The organism is Clostridium sp. TW13, assembly GCF_024345225.1.
In the GTDB taxonomy this organism is placed as follows: domain Bacteria; phylum Bacillota; class Clostridia; order Clostridiales; family Clostridiaceae; genus Inconstantimicrobium; species Inconstantimicrobium mannanitabidum.
This window is the reverse complement of record NZ_BROD01000001.1, coordinates 957,974-974,611: the sequence shown is the minus strand read 5'-3', so window position 1 is coordinate 974,611 and position 16,638 is coordinate 957,974. Positions and strand designations below refer to the sequence as shown.

Genomic DNA, 16,638 nt, shown 5'->3' with positions numbered 1-16,638 from the left:
ATTAGTGAAAACAATGATAAAAACCCCAATAAAAAAGATCGTTTCAATGATAAACAACTCATTCGAAACGGTCTTTTTGAGTAAATTATTTAGTTTTTCCTTCACATTTTCACCCCTTTTCTTACCAATCCATCTTATCTAAAGCATCAATAGCGTTGTAATGTTCCACATCATTGTCACATACTGCTAATAATAGGCTCATTAGCAATGCAATAATTCCATCTATCTTTAGTTTAGATTTTAATTTACTGTATTTAACCCCGCTTTCTGTTACTATTGCTATACAGTTCTTTGCCATAAAGTTAAATGTAGCATTATTTGCAATTATTAATCTTTCATCAGCTAATAGATTTTCAAATATATTAATTGCCTGTGTCATTGTAACGGTGCCTTGACCTAGCGGAATAACAGTCCAGTTACTTTCTAATACATTTAAAATAGTTGGAGTTCCCCAACGGTCAAACCCTAATTTTTCGGTTGGATTGTCTTCATCAAGCTTCATAATATACTCTAGTACCTCATTAAACTTTATATATCGCCCCTCAAACGCTATTAATTGTTTATCTTTAACCCAAGTTGTATATGTGTTGCCGTCTTCTTCCTCACGCTCCTGCAAAGTATCAAGCGGCGTAAATAAATGTGGGTAAACTATATACTTATCGTTGCTCTCATCGTAAAAAGTTTGTACAAATCCAGTAATATCATTCTTACTAGACAAGTCCATACCGCTCCATGCTTTCATACCTATTAACTCTTTTAGGTTTACATCTCTTAAGGCTTTATTCCATAGTTCCATATTAATAGCGTTCTTTATATTATCTGTGGCGACATGCTGATTTAAGTACAACCTTCTAAACTTAGCTTCAAAAGTTTTCATGTTTACTGCTTTCTTGGCAAGTTTAATAAAATCGTCTATCTTTTTAAATATTCCTAATGCTGGATTTGCTGCTATCCATTGCTTAACATCCATTATGTCGCAACCTTTTTCAGCTTCGTAAATATCATAGAAAAAAGTATCGTCACCGTCTTCTATATCTCCAGTTTCTAGCTTTTTAGAATAACTGTACATTTGATACTCTAAGTTTGTTTCATCTTCTCCGCTGGATGCCGTTGTTGTAGTGAACATAATTGGATTATCCCAAAGTCCCATACCTGTTATCAATTTCGAGTATGCTTCATCACTTGCATATTCATGAACTTCATCCAACACAACTATATACGAAGCGTAACTGTCTAGGTTAGAACCATCATTACTCAATACCCTTAACGTACTATTGAACTTCTTACGTTCTATCATCTTTTTGCTTTCTGTGATTTTTACATACCCCTTAAGAGTTTCATTATTCTTTATAGTTATTAATATACTGTTATATAAATTAGTAGCTTGATCTCTTGTATTAGCAACGATAATATATTCCGCTCCATAAACCGGCTCTGTAAAGAATAGATAAATCATTATCCAAGTTACTAAACTTCCTTTTCCATTCTTACGACCAATATTTAAATGTGCTTCTTTAAATCTTCTGAAACCTGTTTCTCTATCCTTAACACATAAAATAGAAGTAAGTATATTGAATTGAAATCTTAATAGTTTTACTTTCTGTCCTTTCTTGCCCTTATCTAAAGTAAGCTTACTTATAAAATCAAAAACTCGATGTGCTTCTTCAACATCAAAAAAGTATTTATCGTTGTCATACTTTTCTTGCTGCTTCTTTATAGCATGATCGAGTTTGTAATTTGTTTGATATTCTATGTTTTTTTTAATTAGTTTTAAGCTTTCTTTTAATTCTTTGCTTATCATTTAGCAATCATCCTGTCCATTTCTTCATCTACATTAGAATTAGGCTTTATTAGCTGCTTAATTTTAGATCGTGCGGCAGGGCTTAAACCAAGTTCTCTCATTGCTGACATCATTTGTTTTTGTGCATTATTAGATATTGTCACTTCGGGGTATGGTGAAGGGTACCCAGTAGAACATATATAACTATAGCCATGTTCGTCTAAAAACTTTTCTGCATTTATCCACTTTTCATAGTTCTTACAGTAGACTTCTAATAATGCAAGGTCTTTGTCTGTAAAATCTTTGCACTCTTTTTCTATTAACTTGTACATTCTTTTCCATTCTTTTTGACCTATTGTCCCTAAACTTTCTGGTGCTTTTTTTGCCATCCTACCACTTCCTTTCAAACCACCCCTTGTAAAATATTGCGAAATAACTCACGCTAGATTACCATTGCGACTTCCGCAACACAAAAATTAAAGAGTCACCCTCCCCCGGGTATTTAATTTACTTTTCCGAAAATCATTCCAATAAAAAATAAACATAATAAAAAGCTATTGAACGCTGCAATAGACTTTAACTTCTTAATATCATTTCGTTTGATTACATATCGTACATCCATCACTGTACTTATAGTCGCTATTACTGCCATTGCCTTTATAAACATAGTATCTCTCCTTCCATTCTAAAGCCAATATCTTAGTTTGTAAGCAAGCTGGCTTAAATCACTGTCATGAGCAAAAGCTACTATGCTTATGTCCTTACATGCTTTTAGTTTAAGGGTATCATCATAAGCGTTGTTATAGTATTCTTTCTTATAATCAAAGTTATCTGTAGGATTTATTATTAGCTCTCTACCTTTGCTATTTGCATTGACAACCACTACTGCTATATACTTACTTTTATTATCTATAGCTATGTCTATCATGTTCAATAATGATTCTTTATAATTCATTCTCTTACTCTCCTTAATAATATTCTTCATTAAACTTCTCTACTGCTGAATACAATATCTTTTTCATTTGTTCCTTTTCCTTCTCACCATTGTTATATTCAACGTGTGTTCTTTGGTGGCACTTACTACATAAGCATATTAAGTTGTCTTCATCTAATCTTAAATCATATCTATCGCTTAATTCCTCTATATGATGTGTTGTACTACATTCATTTATTTTACTTCTATTTGTTTTATTTCTTACCCAACATATTACACACATACCAAAGAAATGTCTTTTTATGGTTTCACTTAGATTTAGCCATGGACTAGAACTGTAAAAGTCTTGGTATACTTTCTGTTCTGCATCATGTCTGCGCTTATTCTGATACACTCTATATCTTTCTTTTTCTTCTTTTGCTGCTCTCTTAGCATGATACTCACAATACTTTGTATCTTGATCTACTATCTTTATACAATTTCTATAACTGCATTGTTTTAATATTGGCATTTTATTTACTTAATAATAATATTTGTTCTGCTAAAACCATTAAGAAAATTGCTATTGCTACACAATAACTTGCCCTTTCTGTTGCATCATAACTTTTTATTAATTCTTTAGTCATTGTTATTATTACAAGTACAGATATGAATAATAAAATTAATTCTAAAATAAACATACTATCTCTCCTTTAACAAAATACTTTATTAAAATAATCTACACTGTAAAAACATATTTCATTTGGCTTTATACTTACTATTATAAAGTTATGATTTTTCCTTAGCTTATTCCATTTTTCATTTACTTTTTCTATGTCTGTTTCTGTATGTGTTGACATATAAGACTCCACAAAGTCACGTTTAGTCCATATCTCAAATTCTGTACCATATAGTTTTTTCTTTATAGGATGCTTATTTTCTAATTCCAAAAGTGCTGAATATTTTCTGTCCATAGCTTTTAATTGCTCAATAATTCTTCTTCCAGTTATTAAAAATTTCATCTTTTTTCCTCCTTATATTATGTAACATGCAACAATACTCACACCCTTGCTAATTCTTTTTGATGGTGATTGCTGCATGACATACCTATGTGTACTATATGTGTTTAGGAAGATTTCACCTTCCTTTTATAAATTATTTTTTATTGGTATGTATTTACTATTGTTCGTGTTTATGTCAAAATTATCGGCTTTTTATTTTCCTTTATCCTCCTATTGTTCGCACTGGTTAGAACATTACTATTTTTATGCAACAAAAAAGCACCTAGCAATTAACTAGATGCTTTAATCTAATAAGGAGGGGTTCAATGAAATAATCTTACAATATCTATTTTACCTTACTTTTATGCTTAAAAATCCCAACTTTGTACCACTTTTGTACCACTTTTTTTAAAGTATGACCATTGCCCCAAATCTTGTATTATCTCTTCTCTTTTTCTATATGCTGTAGTTCTAGCACCTTGGAACATTTCTATTGCTATCCAATCCATTGACTTTTGTTCTCCATACTTCCATTCCAGGAACCTTTTATTTTCTTCGTTGAGCATTTCTATATTGCTTCTCATGTCTTCCTGTTCTTCTTCTATTGTTCTGATCCTGCAATTTGTCTTTTGCATCTTCTTTATTTTATTTATTCTCTCTTTCTCTAACTTGTCTATATATTTTATTGTTTCCCTCTCTGCTTCACTTGTACCAGTAGAACTACTTTGTATTTTCTCTCTGCTGTAGTCCACTCCTAAATTGGTGTAGGTATCTAGGCTCATGTGTTTAAGTTCTACTTTCTCTTTTGATATTGCTTCTACTTGCTTATATAGTAATACTACTTTTCTTTTAAGCTTTTCTATTAGCTTTATATCCCTATAGTATTTATATAACCTTGATTCTATTTTTCTAAATTGCTCTTTATCCATTTTACACCTCGCTTGATTTTAGAATCACTTCAATTTACTTTCTGCTTATTAATATTATTGTAATACTTTACACTTATAGTAAAAAAGTGTACAATGTTTTTGTACAGCTTGCTTGTACAAATTGTCATTTTATTATCTCTCCTTTTTATTTTTTAAATTTATTAATAATTTTAAAAAAATAAAAGGGGGGTGAGTTTATGGTTGAATTTACTTTAACCGTAAAGATTGATGTAGTAAAGCTATTAACTACTGGATTTATAGGCGGTGTGTTGGCAGGTATTCTTGCTAATATGGTTTGTAAATACATAGGGCTTTAGTACATGCCAAGGTTGGCTGTTTTGCCTTCCTTGGTTTTTTATTTACCGTCGCCCTTGTATTAGCTACATTTTGCCTGTTATTCAACTTCACACACTCTAAAATCTGCTTTGATTTCATACCCTGTACAATATAATCCTTCTTCTTCCTGCTGTTCCCTTTCTGTACACTGATAAGTTGTCAAAGCGAGCTCACCTTTACATTTGCATGTCCCTAACTCTGTACCCTCTATTACCTTGTCACACACCCAAGCATTATCTTTAACTACTGCTGAATTATATTTACATGTTAACCAACTACATAACATTTTCTAATTCTCCTTTGCTCTTGGTCTATTTTTAATCTTTTCTAAGTGCTTAGAATACCCTAATGTGATCTCGTCCGCTGGTATGCCTAATTCAATGTCTAATATTCCTAGATATACTTGCACTACGTCCCAAAATTCCTCAATCGCGTTTTCCTTGTCCTTTTTCTCTAAGGCTGTCATAAACTCTCCATGTTCTTCCGCCAGCTTTGCATATTCCTCTGTTTCTGTTATTCCTGTTAAGTCTATATTCTTAAGTTCTACTTTTCTTCGTTTGGCTGTTAATGGTGATCTCTTTTTTAAGTAAACAATTCTCCACTGATAATAATAATGTTTTGCTGTATCTGGACTTATTCCAAAATGTTTCGCTAACTTTTTAATTCCTTCTTTAGATTCCAGCTTATTTTCATATGTTTCTCGATGTTCTTCTAAATACTTCATTACTTTTTCTGTCTGCGTTGTGTTATTTTCTTTTCCGTATCTTCTATCTAATCCTTGCTTTATTGTCTGCGGAGTTTTTTCAAATTGTTTAGCTATTACTATATACTTGGCTCCGCTTTCTCTTAATTCCTTGGCTTTTTCCCAATCCTTTTCTGTCATAGTTTTCATTATATCCACCCTAATTCCTTAAAATCTCTTGCTCTGCCTGCTTTTACTCTTAACCACTCTTTGTCTTTCTTAAAAGTTAATAATGTTTCTCTTGGCTGGCATACATCCGCAAAATTAAAACTTTCTTTACTAGCCAACTTTTCATACTGAATAACAATATGATGTGGATATATAGCCACAACCTCACCGACTTTTACATTTGGTCTTGCTATTTCTGTTCTATTAAGTCTTACATTCTCTATTTTTACTTTACAACCTATATACATAAATTCACCCTCTCATTAATTTTCTTTTATTCCTTTTAAGATGTGTGTTATAACATCAACTGTCCATCCATTCCCTAGACATTTATACCTTTGTGTATTACTTATTCCTTCTGTATAATTGTCCGGTAATGTTTGCAGCCTTTCACATTCTACTGGAGTTAACTTTCTAAACCAATCTGATGTAACCTTGCAATAATTAAAGTTTGTTGCTGTAAGACAATTACTCTTTTCAATCATTAATCGTCCACGCCTTGTTTTTGACTTTATGAAAGTTAAATCTATACATTGACCTTCTGAAACCTCAACATAGCCTTTTTTAGTTGCTTCTGGAATCATCCAAACAATTTGTCTTTTGCTTTTAGTTAAATATGTTTTAACATTAGTTCCTTTAAAATAATTTGCATCTAAACAATATGCTTTGTCCTGATCCACATCACCATTTTCTAATATAGATTCTAGTAATATTCCTTTATCTTCTGGAACTTCAACGTCAGGTATATTTGTCCAATATAACCTATCCCTTTTCTGCGCTGACACCAAACTTGAATTTATCCTTATTGGCTGTACTCCTAAATAGCTTGAGATAATATCTCTATATTCTTGTTTCATACATACATTTTCAAGTAAGAAATGCTTAGGATTAAGAATTTCTAATACTTCTACGTATTCAAAAAATAATTTACTTCTTGGATCATTAAAGTTTAATTGCAATCCTGCTTTTGAAAACCCTTGACATGGACTTCCACCAATAATCAAATCTATTTTATTGTTTTTTAATTCTAAAATTAATTTTGCGTACTTATTATTTTTTAAAATAAGCTTTTTTAATACTGACATCTTAGCTTTTAAGAACCTTTTTAATTTAACTACGTCACCTAATTGAATATTATCTGGATAATTATTTTTAGTAACAGATATTGCATTTTTATCAATTTCACTTGAATAATATTTATCTACTTTTATTCCTACTCTTTCTAAAGCTACTCTCCCGCAGCTTATACCGTCAAATAGACTTACTATAATCATTTTTACCTCTCATTTGATTTTCATATGAGAATAGAGAAGTATAACAATAAAGCTTTTATTCTCTATTCCCTATTTAGTTTTTATTCTCTGTAGCAATTATAAATTTCTATAGATCATTTGATGCGTTGCATCTATACCCACACATTTCTTCGCATCCTTTACAACATTTCTTATCGCAATCTTTATCTTCACAAAGTTGCATAGTCCATACTGCCCAATAATGTGTACATGGATATTTACTATCGAATAAACATTTATCTCTTCCAAAACCTTGATCCAAGAAATTTTGCTGCCCTTTTTCTTGTTTCATATCTCTACCTTCACCCTTTCTACAAGCTAAGTATTAAAAAGGTATATCTCCATCGTCAACTGGTGTCATGTCCTCACCGAAGCTATTTGTATTGCCTTGATTTTTCTTTGATCCATAAAACTCTACATTCTCTACTACTGCTTCTAGTGTATAATGCTTAACTCCATCTTTTTCATAACTTCCGCTCTGCATCCTTGCCTCTATCTGTATACCTTGTCCTTTAATGAAGTTATTGGCTATAAACTCCGCTGTCTTTCCAAATGCTACTACTGGAATAAAGTCAGATTTATATTCATCTGTTCCCTTTTCTTTAAACTTTCTCTTACTTGCTATTGTATTTTTTAATACTGCTGTTCCTGTTCCTGCTACAAATTGTAAATCTATTTCTTTTACTAGGTTTCCATTAACTATATATTTATTCAACTTCTTCCCCTCCTAATGTTTTCATTTCATCATGTTCAATTTGTGGCACTTCTTTAATCTCCTTTATAGAATCGTTTATAAGCTGTAGTTTTTCCTTAATGACATTTATATCGTCATTAGTCCTTAAAATGTCCTGTGGAATGAATTTCAAAGCACCTTCAAAGTTCCTACAGTATGCTACTACTTTATAAACTTCTTTGCCTATATTTTCTTGCTTAGTAAGTCTGCTTTCTTCTATTACCTTTTTAGACTTAACTATGAATTGTAAGTTATCTGTTTCTATTAGATAATCTCCTATATTAATTTTCAATCAATCCACCATCCTTATTTAGATACATATCATGGTAAGTTACACCTACAGCATAAGCTTGCCAAATATCTTTTTTAAATCCATAAAACCACTCTGGATTTTTCTTCGTTCCCTTGCCTTTATTACTAGCATTAGGTGCAAACCTATCGATTAAAGCTTGAATAATATTACTATCTTTAGCTTTCATACTGCCACACAAATTCATTTTTTCATCTTTGCGGTAAATATAAGTTATATCAGAAATTCCCCACTCACTATCTATATTTTTTAGAGTTTCGTAAAATCTGCCTATCCACACGCAAGTTTCGAAAACTGTTGCCCCTACTGCCATTCCATAACTAGCTACCATTTCTATAGCTGCATATTTAATGTCATAGTTTGCATATAGGCTCCTTAAATAACCCAGCAAGGCTTTATTTTCAATCTTTGCAAATTTTACAGGTTCTAAATCTTTTTCTCTTATTAGAACATAAGCACTTTCTATATTTCCTGGATCAATTGCTAGTATCATTTTTTCCTTTAACTCCTCCTGCAACGTTCTATATTTTTTATTCTTTCATCCACTAATTGTTTAACTATTGGCTTTAATTGTTCTTTTAACCACTCAACTTCTTCCTTTGTCCAGCATTTGTGGAGTATATCTCCTATTTCTATTTCAGCCTTTGCTTGATTAAATTCTAGCTTTCCATCTTCTCTATTTAGCACTTTAAACACTTCCTTTTGTAGCTTTGGCAATCCTTACACTTGCATTTCTTATTATCTAAAGAACACCTTTCATTCCTGTTGTATAAACAAGTTTCCTTTGATAGTTCTATCCCTGCTATATAGTTTTTAAATTGAGTTATAGCTTCTTTAAATTCCATGTTTGCCCTCCTATTGATTATTCATTTCACTTCTTAGCCAAGTTAATTGGCTTCTTATGATCTCAATTTCTAGCCTTATATTCTCCGTTGCACTTATTGCCGTAAAATAAGCACTTTCAGCTATATCACTTTTTAGTTTTAATTCTGCTACCTTCTCATTGCCTTTTGTTAAATCTGCTATTAAGGTAACTGGATATTTCTCTGCTTTTAGTCTTAATATCTCCTTAGCCTTTGCCACTCTGTAGCTTTGTTCTGCTTCTGCTTTCTCTCTCCCTAGTTGCTTTTGTTCCTCGTTCTTTTTTCCCAACTGGCTAACTAGGTTTTCCATTCTATTTATTAAACCCTGTGGATTCATACTATATCTCTTTAATTTCTTTTAAAATTTTTGCTATTATTCTGTCGTACTCTTCTAAAAGTACAGTTTTAATTTTTACTATTGTTTCTTCGTTTACTAGAAGCTCTTCCCCTCTTATTAGTACAAAGCAATCACCAGATGGTATATCTTCAATCCTTTCTCTGTAGCTTTCTGCTGTTTTAAGTTGCTTAATTAAACAATCAAACTTTTCTATTCTTTCTTTAATACTCATTTTTATTGCTCCCCTTCTAAAATTAATTTACCGCCTAGACAGGCTTTTATTATTTCTAACCTCTCATAACCCTTTGAACTGTATTCAACCGTTTTTAACAGCCTTCTAACATTCTGTATAGATATTTCCAAACCTTGCCTTATATCTTCCTCGGTTAGATATTCTTTATCAAAAACAGCTTCTAAATAATTTTGAAATTCTAACTTTAATTTGTGGTCTAATGCTTTATTAAAATGAACTCCTGTTTTATGATCCCTATGGTGTTTTCTGCATAGGTAAATATGGTTTCTCTTGCAATTCTCTAGTGGCTTGCATTGGCTCCTAAAAACTATATGGTGCTTTTCTATGCCTTGCCAAGTTCCACATATTTCACAATAATGTTCCACTTTCTCACCTCAATCTATAATTATTTTCCTTTCCTTCTACTTCAATTTCATAATCTTTACACATTTCGTGTACTCTGCTGCCTATTGCTTCGTCAAACTCTAATAGCCTTTCTATGGAAAATTCCGTACTTACTATCATAGGTAAATTATTGAGGTACCTATAATTGATTAACTCAAACATGATATTAATATCTGTTTCATTTATCTTTCCTTTGTATAGATCATCCAGGAGTAAAACTTCGGCTGTTTGATACTTGCTTAAGGTCTTTTTATAGTTTTCTTCATCCACCATGTTTTGTTTTAAATTTGTGATTATATCTCGATAAGGCATGTAAACAACCCTTATACCTTTTTTAAGAAAGTTATTAGCCAGTGCTAAGGCTATATGAGTTTTACCACTTCCAGGATTCCCACACAACAATATACTGTTTTTTCTTTCTTTTCTTATAGTGTTAAAGCACCTATAGTAATCTATAGCCTTATCTTTCATTTCTTTAGCTTTAGTTGACCATTCTTCAAAATTAGTGAATGTCTTATCTAAGTTGTCAATATTTATACCACTAGCGTTCCATAGCCTTTTAAGTTTTTCTCTTTCTTGGCATTTGCAAGGAGTGAACAAAGGTTGAGAGTGTTCTTGAGGTGTCATTATATATCCTAAGTCCTTGCATAAATCACACTTATATTGGATCGTCGCCCCCTGTTGCTTTTGGTTTCCATTCGCTTGGCTTGACATTGTATTTTTTCTTATCTGCTCCAGTATTCTGTCCAGTGCTTCCATAGCTTCCCTCCTTTAATGGAAATATCCCTTGCCAACAATTAAAAATACTTTGTTCTAATATTTTTATCTGTATAGATTCATCTTTGGATAGTTCATTTAATTTATTTATCATGCTTTTCAGCGCTCGGTCTGTAACTGGCTTCTTAATCTTTTCTCGCATCTTCATAAAGTCTATTATTGTTTTTATCAAATCTTTGTTTTCTGTAAATTCTCGAATGTATATATACTTCTTATCTTCTTTATCATTCTTTTCATTCTTTTCATTCTTGTTTGTGTCGGTCAGTGGCTTTTCAGTGGCTTTTCTGTGGCTTTTTACTGGCTTTTCTTGAATAATTGTATCTTGGTAAACACTGTAATTCACTACGTTTACGATGGTTTTTTTGTGGTCGGTTTTATACGTAATCATTCCATCACTTTGAAGCAAATCTAAAAAACGCTTTGTTTTATCTCTTGACCATTTCCACCGCTCGCTTAGATGCCTTATTGAAAGTATTCTCTCGCCTCTTTTGCACTCTACTAAGCCACCATCAAATAATATTTTTTTGTCCTCATGATTAACCATTAAAAGTAAGTCAACCCAAGCTTGACCTCTGCTAAATACATCTTGTGTCCATAGAGGGTTGTTTGTTATTCCTCTATGGAGTTTTATCCAACCCTCTGCCATGTCCTTCCTCCTAGAATGGTATTAGTATTCCTGTCGTTTCAAGTTGTTCCAATCCCCTATCAATGTCCTCTATTAAAAGCTTGTCATTTTGTTTCTTAGCTTCAACCAATAGAAATTCCAAAAATTCTTTTACATTTTCTTTAACCCAATGGTCCATTTAAACCCTTCCTTTTCCAATTACTTTATACTTATAACCATTATCATTTAAGAATTTGCTTAAGGCTGCTATTTCTTCCCTAGTTCCTTCGGTTCTTAAATTTACGAAATATACTATTTCTTCCTTTGCCTTTTCTATTGGTTTAGGTTGAATAACTGGCGTTGTCTTAACTTCCAGCTTAATTTCTTCTTTTATTTCTTCTTTAGGTTCAACTTTTGGAGGATTTTCAGCTTCATAGATCATTTGTGCTCTTTGATTTACAGCTTGCAATATAGTTGATAAAGGTTGATTAGAACTAATATATCTTTCAAAATCTTCAAGTTTTAGTTTTTTATTAATGTTTCTATTAGCACTTTCTAAAGCTGTTTCTATTGCTGCTTTTCTCTCTGCCCTTTGTTGTTCTTCCCTGTCCTGTTCTTGCTTTAAAAATTTTGCTCTAAATTCTATATCCTCTTTAACTGCCTTTACACTTCCATTAAGCACTAAATATTTATCTACTATAGTAAGCTTACTAGCATAGTTTCCATTTAACTGGTGGCTTTCTATAGCTTCTTTGATAAGTTCTAAAGCCTTGTCTTTCTTTTCCTCTCTGCGCTTATTATCAAATACAGAAATTCCATTTTTAATAGGCTGCTCCGCATTTTCTATAAGTCCTATTAATTCTTTGCATTGTCCCTCAAAAGCTTTGATAGGCACTTCCATTTCTTTTTTTACATCTTTTCTATAGGTGTCTATCTTAATTCGGATTCCTGCAAGTTCTTTTTGTGTTGCTTTACAATCTTGCAATGTGTCCTCTGTTACTATAATTCCTTTGTACTTCTCCATGGTCTGCACCAAGGATTGCTTAACTTCCTCAAAATTCATTGTTACTATTGGTAGTTGTTTGTTTAATTCAATTTCTTTCATTTCTAAATTGCCCCTTTCAAATCATCTTCTATTTTTTTCATTTTTTTATCTAGCATATTTATACACTCGTAAAATGCTATGTTTGTTATGTCTTCAATACTCTTTACTTTTCTCCATTTCAAAAAGTCAACTTCTTTGGTACCTGTTTTTTCTATCAAATTTTTTAATGTCTGAACTTTACTTGAATCTATCTTTTGCATACCCTCAACGGCTTCTTTATCTTCTTCTAGCTTGTTCAGTAGATCACTTTCTGATATTTCAAACGCTGACATATATAAATACCTTCTGGCATAAGTCTGTGTTCCTCCTACATTCTGCATTTGGTTACACCCTTTTAATTGAGCAATAGCAACCGGAGTTGAAAATTCTATTTTTGAATTTAAGTCCTCGGTGTCTATAATTGTTAGAGTTGCTTTTTCTATTCCAAATTGGAATAAGGTACATAAGTTATTATTTTTAGCAACCTCGTTAACTGCTGGTAAAAAGTCTGAAAGTTCTAGGTACTCATAATTTGAATATTCATTTTTACCAGTGGCTTTAATTTTTTTGTTTTGTATCTCAACTCTGCATTTCTGCAACTTTTGATATATATTTAATTTAACTTCTGTCAATTTGAATTACCCCTTCCATAGTGATATAATAAATTTGCGTTTTATTTTTGGTTAGGCGGTTAATATATCTATTAACTGCTTATCCATTTTTCTCATTTTGCGAGAAATGGAGCCTTGTCTCATTCCTACTATTTCGGCAACTTCTCGTTGTGGAATGCCTTGTAATATACATTTCTCGAATATAGTTCTATTTATTTCATCTAAACTCGCTTTGAATTTATCTAACATAGCATTTAAAATGCTTTCATCTTCGAAACTTTGTTCATGGATGTAATAATCCATCGGAGAACTGCTGTCTTTATCTTGCTTAGATTCATTCAAACCCTCATAGAAACTAAAAGGTGTAGGCTTATGAACTCTATAAGTTCCTCTTTCTGCCTTTGAAGCTATAAAACCAGACATATCTCTTATAGCTGATTTTATTGTTCCGCTTATATAAAAGTAAGCAAATGTAGAAAATGCAGTGCCTTTGCTTGGATCATATCTTCTCGATGCTATAGTTAAACCAACCATTCCATAACCTATTAAATCATCATATTCCATTAAGTTTTGTAACCACCTGTTTTTCTTTACATATGAATAAACTAAACCTAGATTGTTTTCTATTAACTCATTCATTCTTTTTCTACCTCTATACCTGTTATTGATTTGAATTTATCATTATCAAAGTTAGGTATATTTTCAATAACTTCTTTTTCTCTTGTGGTTAGGCAGCCCCACATATTTTTGCATGCTTCTCTAAATGTAAACTCTTTAAGATAACCGCCTGTAGTTTTATAAGAAGGATGTTTCTCTTTTTCTTCGTCTGTCATATTTTCTTCATATATCCAAACTGTAGAGTTAAAATTCCAAGCTAATATACTGCAAGCTTCGCTGTTTCTCCATGCGTCGAATGTCATATCTGTTTCTTTATCAAATATCTTAAGTTTTTCTTGTTTGGTAGAAAAAACATTGCTAGATCGGTTAGTGCTATTCCAGTCACCACTATTCCTGTCACCACTATTCCTGTTACCACTATTCCCGTTACCACTATTCCCGTTACCACTATTCCTGTTACCACTATTCCAGTCACCACTATTCCTGTCACCACTATTCCAGTCACCACTATTCCAGTCACCACTATTCCTGTCACCACTATTCCTGTTACCACTATTCCCGTTACCACTATTCCCGTTACCACTATTCCTGTTACCACTATTCCTGTCACCACTATTCCTGTTACCACTATTCCAGTCACCACTATTCCCGTTACCACTATTCCCGTTACCACTATTCCTGTTACCACTATTCCTGTCACCACTATTCCTGTTACCACTATTCCAGTCACCACTATTCCTGTTACCACTATTATTTAAGCCTGTGCAATCTTTGCCAGTGTTAACTATAGTTAATAACTCTTGCCAGCTTATTTCTCTAACTATTCTCAATTCATCTGTAACAGATTTATCCTCTCTAGTTTCTACATGTCCTACTGCTTCAACTTCTGCGACTTTGTTGTTGCTGTTAAAACTGTAGTAATTAAAACAATCACTAGCCTTTTGGCAAAAGTGAAATCCTGCTCCACACATTTCGATATTTCCTTCATGTTTAAAAGTCTTACCTACCTCGTATTGATATTCCCTACATGTCCAATCATTTTCAAATACTTTAAATCCTTTTATCATTTTGAATCCTCCTAAAATTTAATTTTTTATTTATTTTTCTTATTTTCATCTGTCAACACTATTGCTACACTTGCTATCCCTGCTACGGCTGCTGCAAATGGTGTCCACGCTATTACTGCCATAGCTGCTAAACCACCGATTGCGAACAATTTATACTTGTCCATTACTTCGCCCTCCTTATTACTCTATCTACTAGAAAACTAACTCTATAAGCGAACAATGCTTTTTCTCTTAAATACTTTCCGTATTTCTCTACATCTTCCATTGACTTACTTGGATATGCCTTTCTTAGTTCCTCGTTAAGGTTTTGCTTAATAATTTCCAACATAATCATCCCCACCTATTTGTAAATTTTAAAAGTTATAGTTTCTAAAACCATTAACATTAAAAGCCATACTGTACTATAAAATACATTCGTTCTTATTTCTTTTTTGCAACTTTTAGTCATGTTCACACCTATATGGTTACTTGGCTATTTAAAAGTGTTATTTCTTCTTGTAATACCAGTGGTGCTTTATATGCTTTTACTATCTCGCAAGCACGATTTAATTGTGATCTTTTGATTGCTTCGTACCTGCTTACTCCGAACTCTCGCCTTAATTGTTGTTGTAAGTCTGAATATACTTTACTTCTTAGCCATTTTTCATTGTAGGCTTGGCTCTTATATCCTCCTAGTTCTCTAGTTGCTACCTTTTTAACTAATGCTTGGAGCTCTTTGCACTCTACATTAAACAACGGAATGTTATTTTCTAAATGATCCATTTTATTTTCTATATTCCCTAGTTTCTTTTCCTGTTCTTCTATTGCTGCGTATTGAAGTCTTAGCAACTCCAAAGGTGCTAATTGTTTTTGTGGTTGTTGTAATTGCTGTTCCATTACTGCAAATTTGTCCATATATTTATCTGTAAATAAGTTTCCTTTTGTTCCAGTAGTCTTATGTGCTAAAAACTCACAACCTCTTTTAGTAATTTGATATTCTTTATTAGATTTACCGCTTGTATCTTTGTAAGTTCCTTCAACCCAATATTTACTGAGACCAATTTTGGACTTAGTTAAATCTTCATTGATTCCTTCTATTTTTCTTAATAAATGCTTATGATCCATTTCCATCATTCCAGCTACTTCTCTGCTTGATAATTTGTTTTCTAATTTTTCCATTTTAATCACTCCTTTTTATATTTGCTGCCCCTTGCAATATTTTTTATAAATGATAATATTTAGTAATGGAAGGGGGGTGTTTTTTCATGGACTTATCTGTTTTTGACCAAAATTTAATATCAGAATTATCTAAAAAATATGTTTTTGAAACTTTTGACTTTTCTAATAAAACCGCCACAGAATTATTAGAAAGTTACCAAAAAACATTTGAAGAACTTAAGGCGAATATTTTAAAAAGTGAAGATTACCAATATAGCGCATTAAGTGGTTTAGATAATATGGAACCCTAGTTACTTTTTGATCTACAATTTTTAAACTTACAAAGTTTAATACAAACATTTAATATTGCTGTGGCTCTAAATACATTTATTCCGTTTAGATTTTCTATAATTTTTAGAGCCACTTCAAGTTCATCTGCTTCTAAAATTTCACTTTCATAAGCATTTTCTGCTAACCTCTCTAAAAATTTTCTATCCTTTTCTGATAATTGTTTTTGATTTTCCATACTCATTACTCCTTTTTTTATTGGTTTAAGAATCTTTGCAATTCTGTTTCTGTAATCTTATAAATCCCAATTTTAATTGCTTTTAACTCTCCGCTTTCTATTAATGTGTAAATTCTTTTAATACTTGTTTTAAGCATTTTTGACACTTCTTTAACTGTATAAATATTTTCCAT

General features: G+C 31.9%; 34 protein-coding genes. 1 reads left to right on the top strand and 33 read right to left on the bottom strand.

Annotated features, from left to right (window positions below; all coding sequences use genetic code 11):
* Positions 1–121 precede the first annotated feature (121 nt).
* The 31 genes from OCU47_RS04665 to OCU47_RS04515 form a co-directional block, all read right to left on the bottom strand.
* Entirely contained in the window at positions 122–1,801 is a 1,680-nt protein-coding gene (locus tag OCU47_RS04665; protein WP_261827429.1) for a terminase large subunit, read from the bottom strand.
* Positions 1,798–2,169 carry a phage terminase small subunit P27 family gene (locus tag OCU47_RS04660; protein WP_261827428.1) on the bottom strand — a complete coding sequence of 124 codons (372 nt, stop codon included), beginning with the start codon at positions 2,167–2,169 and terminating at the stop codon, positions 1,798–1,800. The genes OCU47_RS04665 and OCU47_RS04660 overlap by 4 nt, the downstream gene beginning before the upstream one ends.
* Positions 2,170–2,282: 113 nt before the next feature.
* A complete protein-coding gene (locus tag OCU47_RS04655) occupies positions 2,283–2,447 on the bottom strand; it encodes a hypothetical protein (RefSeq protein WP_261827427.1) in 165 nt (54 codons plus the stop codon).
* Positions 2,448–2,465: 18 nt separating this feature from the next.
* Positions 2,466–2,735: a hypothetical protein gene (locus OCU47_RS04650; RefSeq protein WP_261827426.1), complete on the bottom strand. Its 270-nt coding sequence runs from the start codon at positions 2,733–2,735 to the stop codon at positions 2,466–2,468.
* Between the two features lie 13 nt (positions 2,736–2,748).
* Positions 2,749–3,225 carry an HNH endonuclease gene (locus OCU47_RS04645; RefSeq protein WP_261827425.1) on the bottom strand — a complete coding sequence of 159 codons (477 nt, stop codon included), beginning with the start codon at positions 3,223–3,225 and terminating at the stop codon, positions 2,749–2,751.
* 1 nt (position 3,226) lies between these two features.
* Positions 3,227–3,394, bottom strand: coding sequence for a hypothetical protein (locus OCU47_RS04640; RefSeq protein ID WP_261827424.1), 168 nt, complete (start codon positions 3,392–3,394; stop codon positions 3,227–3,229).
* Between the two features lie 12 nt (positions 3,395–3,406).
* Positions 3,407–3,715, bottom strand: coding sequence for a hypothetical protein (locus OCU47_RS04635; protein WP_261827423.1), 309 nt, complete (start codon positions 3,713–3,715; stop codon positions 3,407–3,409).
* Positions 3,716–4,062: 347 nt separating this feature from the next.
* Positions 4,063–4,623, bottom strand: a complete 561-nt coding sequence (locus tag OCU47_RS04630) for a hypothetical protein (RefSeq protein ID WP_261827422.1) — start codon at positions 4,621–4,623, stop codon at positions 4,063–4,065.
* Positions 4,624–5,017: 394 nt separating this feature from the next.
* The gene (locus tag OCU47_RS04625) at positions 5,018–5,245 is read right to left on the bottom strand and encodes a hypothetical protein (RefSeq protein ID WP_261827421.1); all 228 of its coding nucleotides are present in this window, start codon (positions 5,243–5,245) and stop codon (positions 5,018–5,020) included.
* Positions 5,246–5,248: 3 nt separating this feature from the next.
* A complete protein-coding gene (locus OCU47_RS04620; protein ID WP_261827420.1) occupies positions 5,249–5,851 on the bottom strand; it encodes a nucleoside triphosphate pyrophosphohydrolase family protein in 603 nt (200 codons plus the stop codon).
* Positions 5,851–6,117, bottom strand: coding sequence for a hypothetical protein (locus OCU47_RS04615; RefSeq protein WP_261827419.1), 267 nt, complete (start codon positions 6,115–6,117; stop codon positions 5,851–5,853). The genes OCU47_RS04620 and OCU47_RS04615 overlap by 1 nt, the downstream gene beginning before the upstream one ends.
* Before the next feature lie 15 nt (positions 6,118–6,132).
* Entirely contained in the window at positions 6,133–7,143 is a 1,011-nt protein-coding gene (locus tag OCU47_RS04610) for a DNA cytosine methyltransferase (protein WP_261827418.1), read from the bottom strand.
* 106 nt (positions 7,144–7,249) lie between these two features.
* Complete coding sequence (locus OCU47_RS04605) at positions 7,250–7,453, bottom strand: hypothetical protein (RefSeq protein WP_261827417.1); 204 nt, start codon at positions 7,451–7,453, stop codon at positions 7,250–7,252.
* A gap of 33 nt (positions 7,454–7,486) precedes the next feature.
* A complete protein-coding gene (locus OCU47_RS04600) occupies positions 7,487–7,876 on the bottom strand; it encodes a single-stranded DNA-binding protein (RefSeq protein WP_261827416.1) in 390 nt (129 codons plus the stop codon).
* Positions 7,869–8,186 carry a hypothetical protein gene (locus OCU47_RS04595; RefSeq protein WP_261827415.1) on the bottom strand — a complete coding sequence of 106 codons (318 nt, stop codon included), beginning with the start codon at positions 8,184–8,186 and terminating at the stop codon, positions 7,869–7,871. The genes OCU47_RS04600 and OCU47_RS04595 overlap by 8 nt, the downstream gene beginning before the upstream one ends.
* The gene (locus tag OCU47_RS04590) at positions 8,176–8,697 is read right to left on the bottom strand and encodes a hypothetical protein (RefSeq protein WP_261827414.1); all 522 of its coding nucleotides are present in this window, start codon (positions 8,695–8,697) and stop codon (positions 8,176–8,178) included. Before OCU47_RS04590 ends, OCU47_RS04595 begins: the two co-directional genes overlap by 11 nt.
* Positions 8,698–8,705: 8 nt before the next feature.
* The gene (locus OCU47_RS04585; RefSeq protein ID WP_261827413.1) at positions 8,706–8,891 is read right to left on the bottom strand and encodes a hypothetical protein; all 186 of its coding nucleotides are present in this window, start codon (positions 8,889–8,891) and stop codon (positions 8,706–8,708) included.
* Positions 8,885–9,049: a hypothetical protein gene (locus tag OCU47_RS04580; RefSeq protein WP_261827412.1), complete on the bottom strand. Its 165-nt coding sequence runs from the start codon at positions 9,047–9,049 to the stop codon at positions 8,885–8,887. Before OCU47_RS04580 ends, OCU47_RS04585 begins: the two co-directional genes overlap by 7 nt.
* Before the next feature lie 10 nt (positions 9,050–9,059).
* Positions 9,060–9,404, bottom strand: coding sequence for a hypothetical protein (locus OCU47_RS04575; RefSeq protein WP_261827411.1), 345 nt, complete (start codon positions 9,402–9,404; stop codon positions 9,060–9,062).
* Between the two features lies 1 nt (position 9,405).
* Complete coding sequence (locus OCU47_RS04570) at positions 9,406–9,636, bottom strand: hypothetical protein (RefSeq protein WP_261827410.1); 231 nt, start codon at positions 9,634–9,636, stop codon at positions 9,406–9,408.
* 2 nt (positions 9,637–9,638) lie between these two features.
* Entirely contained in the window at positions 9,639–10,022 is a 384-nt protein-coding gene (locus OCU47_RS04565) for a hypothetical protein (protein ID WP_261827409.1), read from the bottom strand.
* Between the two features lie 4 nt (positions 10,023–10,026).
* A complete protein-coding gene (locus tag OCU47_RS04560) occupies positions 10,027–10,755 on the bottom strand; it encodes an ATP-binding protein (RefSeq protein ID WP_261830583.1) in 729 nt (242 codons plus the stop codon).
* Positions 10,700–11,464: a hypothetical protein gene (locus OCU47_RS04555; protein WP_261827408.1), complete on the bottom strand. Its 765-nt coding sequence runs from the start codon at positions 11,462–11,464 to the stop codon at positions 10,700–10,702. The genes OCU47_RS04560 and OCU47_RS04555 overlap by 56 nt, the downstream gene beginning before the upstream one ends.
* A gap of 10 nt (positions 11,465–11,474) precedes the next feature.
* Positions 11,475–11,621, bottom strand: a complete 147-nt coding sequence (locus OCU47_RS04550; RefSeq protein WP_261827407.1) for a hypothetical protein — start codon at positions 11,619–11,621, stop codon at positions 11,475–11,477.
* On the bottom strand, positions 11,622–12,527 hold the full coding sequence (locus OCU47_RS04545; protein ID WP_261827406.1) for a DUF1351 domain-containing protein: 906 nt from the start codon (positions 12,525–12,527) through the stop codon (positions 11,622–11,624).
* Between the two features lie 2 nt (positions 12,528–12,529).
* The gene (locus OCU47_RS04540) at positions 12,530–13,138 is read right to left on the bottom strand and encodes an ERF family protein (RefSeq protein ID WP_261827405.1); all 609 of its coding nucleotides are present in this window, start codon (positions 13,136–13,138) and stop codon (positions 12,530–12,532) included.
* A gap of 51 nt (positions 13,139–13,189) precedes the next feature.
* Positions 13,190–13,756, bottom strand: coding sequence for a sigma-70 family RNA polymerase sigma factor (locus OCU47_RS04535; RefSeq protein WP_261827404.1), 567 nt, complete (start codon positions 13,754–13,756; stop codon positions 13,190–13,192).
* Positions 13,753–14,802, bottom strand: coding sequence for a DUF7666 domain-containing protein (locus OCU47_RS04530; protein WP_261827403.1), 1,050 nt, complete (start codon positions 14,800–14,802; stop codon positions 13,753–13,755). The genes OCU47_RS04535 and OCU47_RS04530 overlap by 4 nt, the downstream gene beginning before the upstream one ends.
* Before the next feature lie 26 nt (positions 14,803–14,828).
* Positions 14,829–14,966 (bottom strand): hypothetical protein, encoded by a 138-nt coding sequence (locus OCU47_RS04525; protein ID WP_261827402.1) that lies wholly within the window; start codon positions 14,964–14,966, stop codon positions 14,829–14,831.
* Positions 14,966–15,130, bottom strand: a complete 165-nt coding sequence (locus OCU47_RS04520) for a hypothetical protein (protein WP_261827401.1) — start codon at positions 15,128–15,130, stop codon at positions 14,966–14,968. The genes OCU47_RS04525 and OCU47_RS04520 overlap by 1 nt, the downstream gene beginning before the upstream one ends.
* Positions 15,131–15,258: 128 nt before the next feature.
* Positions 15,259–15,960: an ORF6C domain-containing protein gene (locus OCU47_RS04515; protein ID WP_261827400.1), complete on the bottom strand. Its 702-nt coding sequence runs from the start codon at positions 15,958–15,960 to the stop codon at positions 15,259–15,261.
* Between the two features lie 86 nt (positions 15,961–16,046).
* Between OCU47_RS04515 and OCU47_RS04510 the strand changes: the two genes are divergently transcribed.
* A complete protein-coding gene (locus OCU47_RS04510; RefSeq protein WP_261827399.1) occupies positions 16,047–16,250 on the top strand; it encodes a hypothetical protein in 204 nt (67 codons plus the stop codon).
* On the opposite strand, the gene OCU47_RS04505 is transcribed toward OCU47_RS04510, so the two are convergent.
* Both OCU47_RS04505 and OCU47_RS04500 read right to left on the bottom strand, forming a co-directional pair.
* On the bottom strand, positions 16,247–16,465 hold the full coding sequence (locus OCU47_RS04505; protein ID WP_261827398.1) for a hypothetical protein: 219 nt from the start codon (positions 16,463–16,465) through the stop codon (positions 16,247–16,249). The two genes, OCU47_RS04510 and OCU47_RS04505, sit on opposite strands and share 4 nt — an antisense overlap.
* Positions 16,466–16,482: 17 nt before the next feature.
* The gene (locus OCU47_RS04500) at positions 16,483–16,638 is read right to left on the bottom strand and encodes a helix-turn-helix domain-containing protein (RefSeq protein ID WP_261827397.1); all 156 of its coding nucleotides are present in this window, start codon (positions 16,636–16,638) and stop codon (positions 16,483–16,485) included.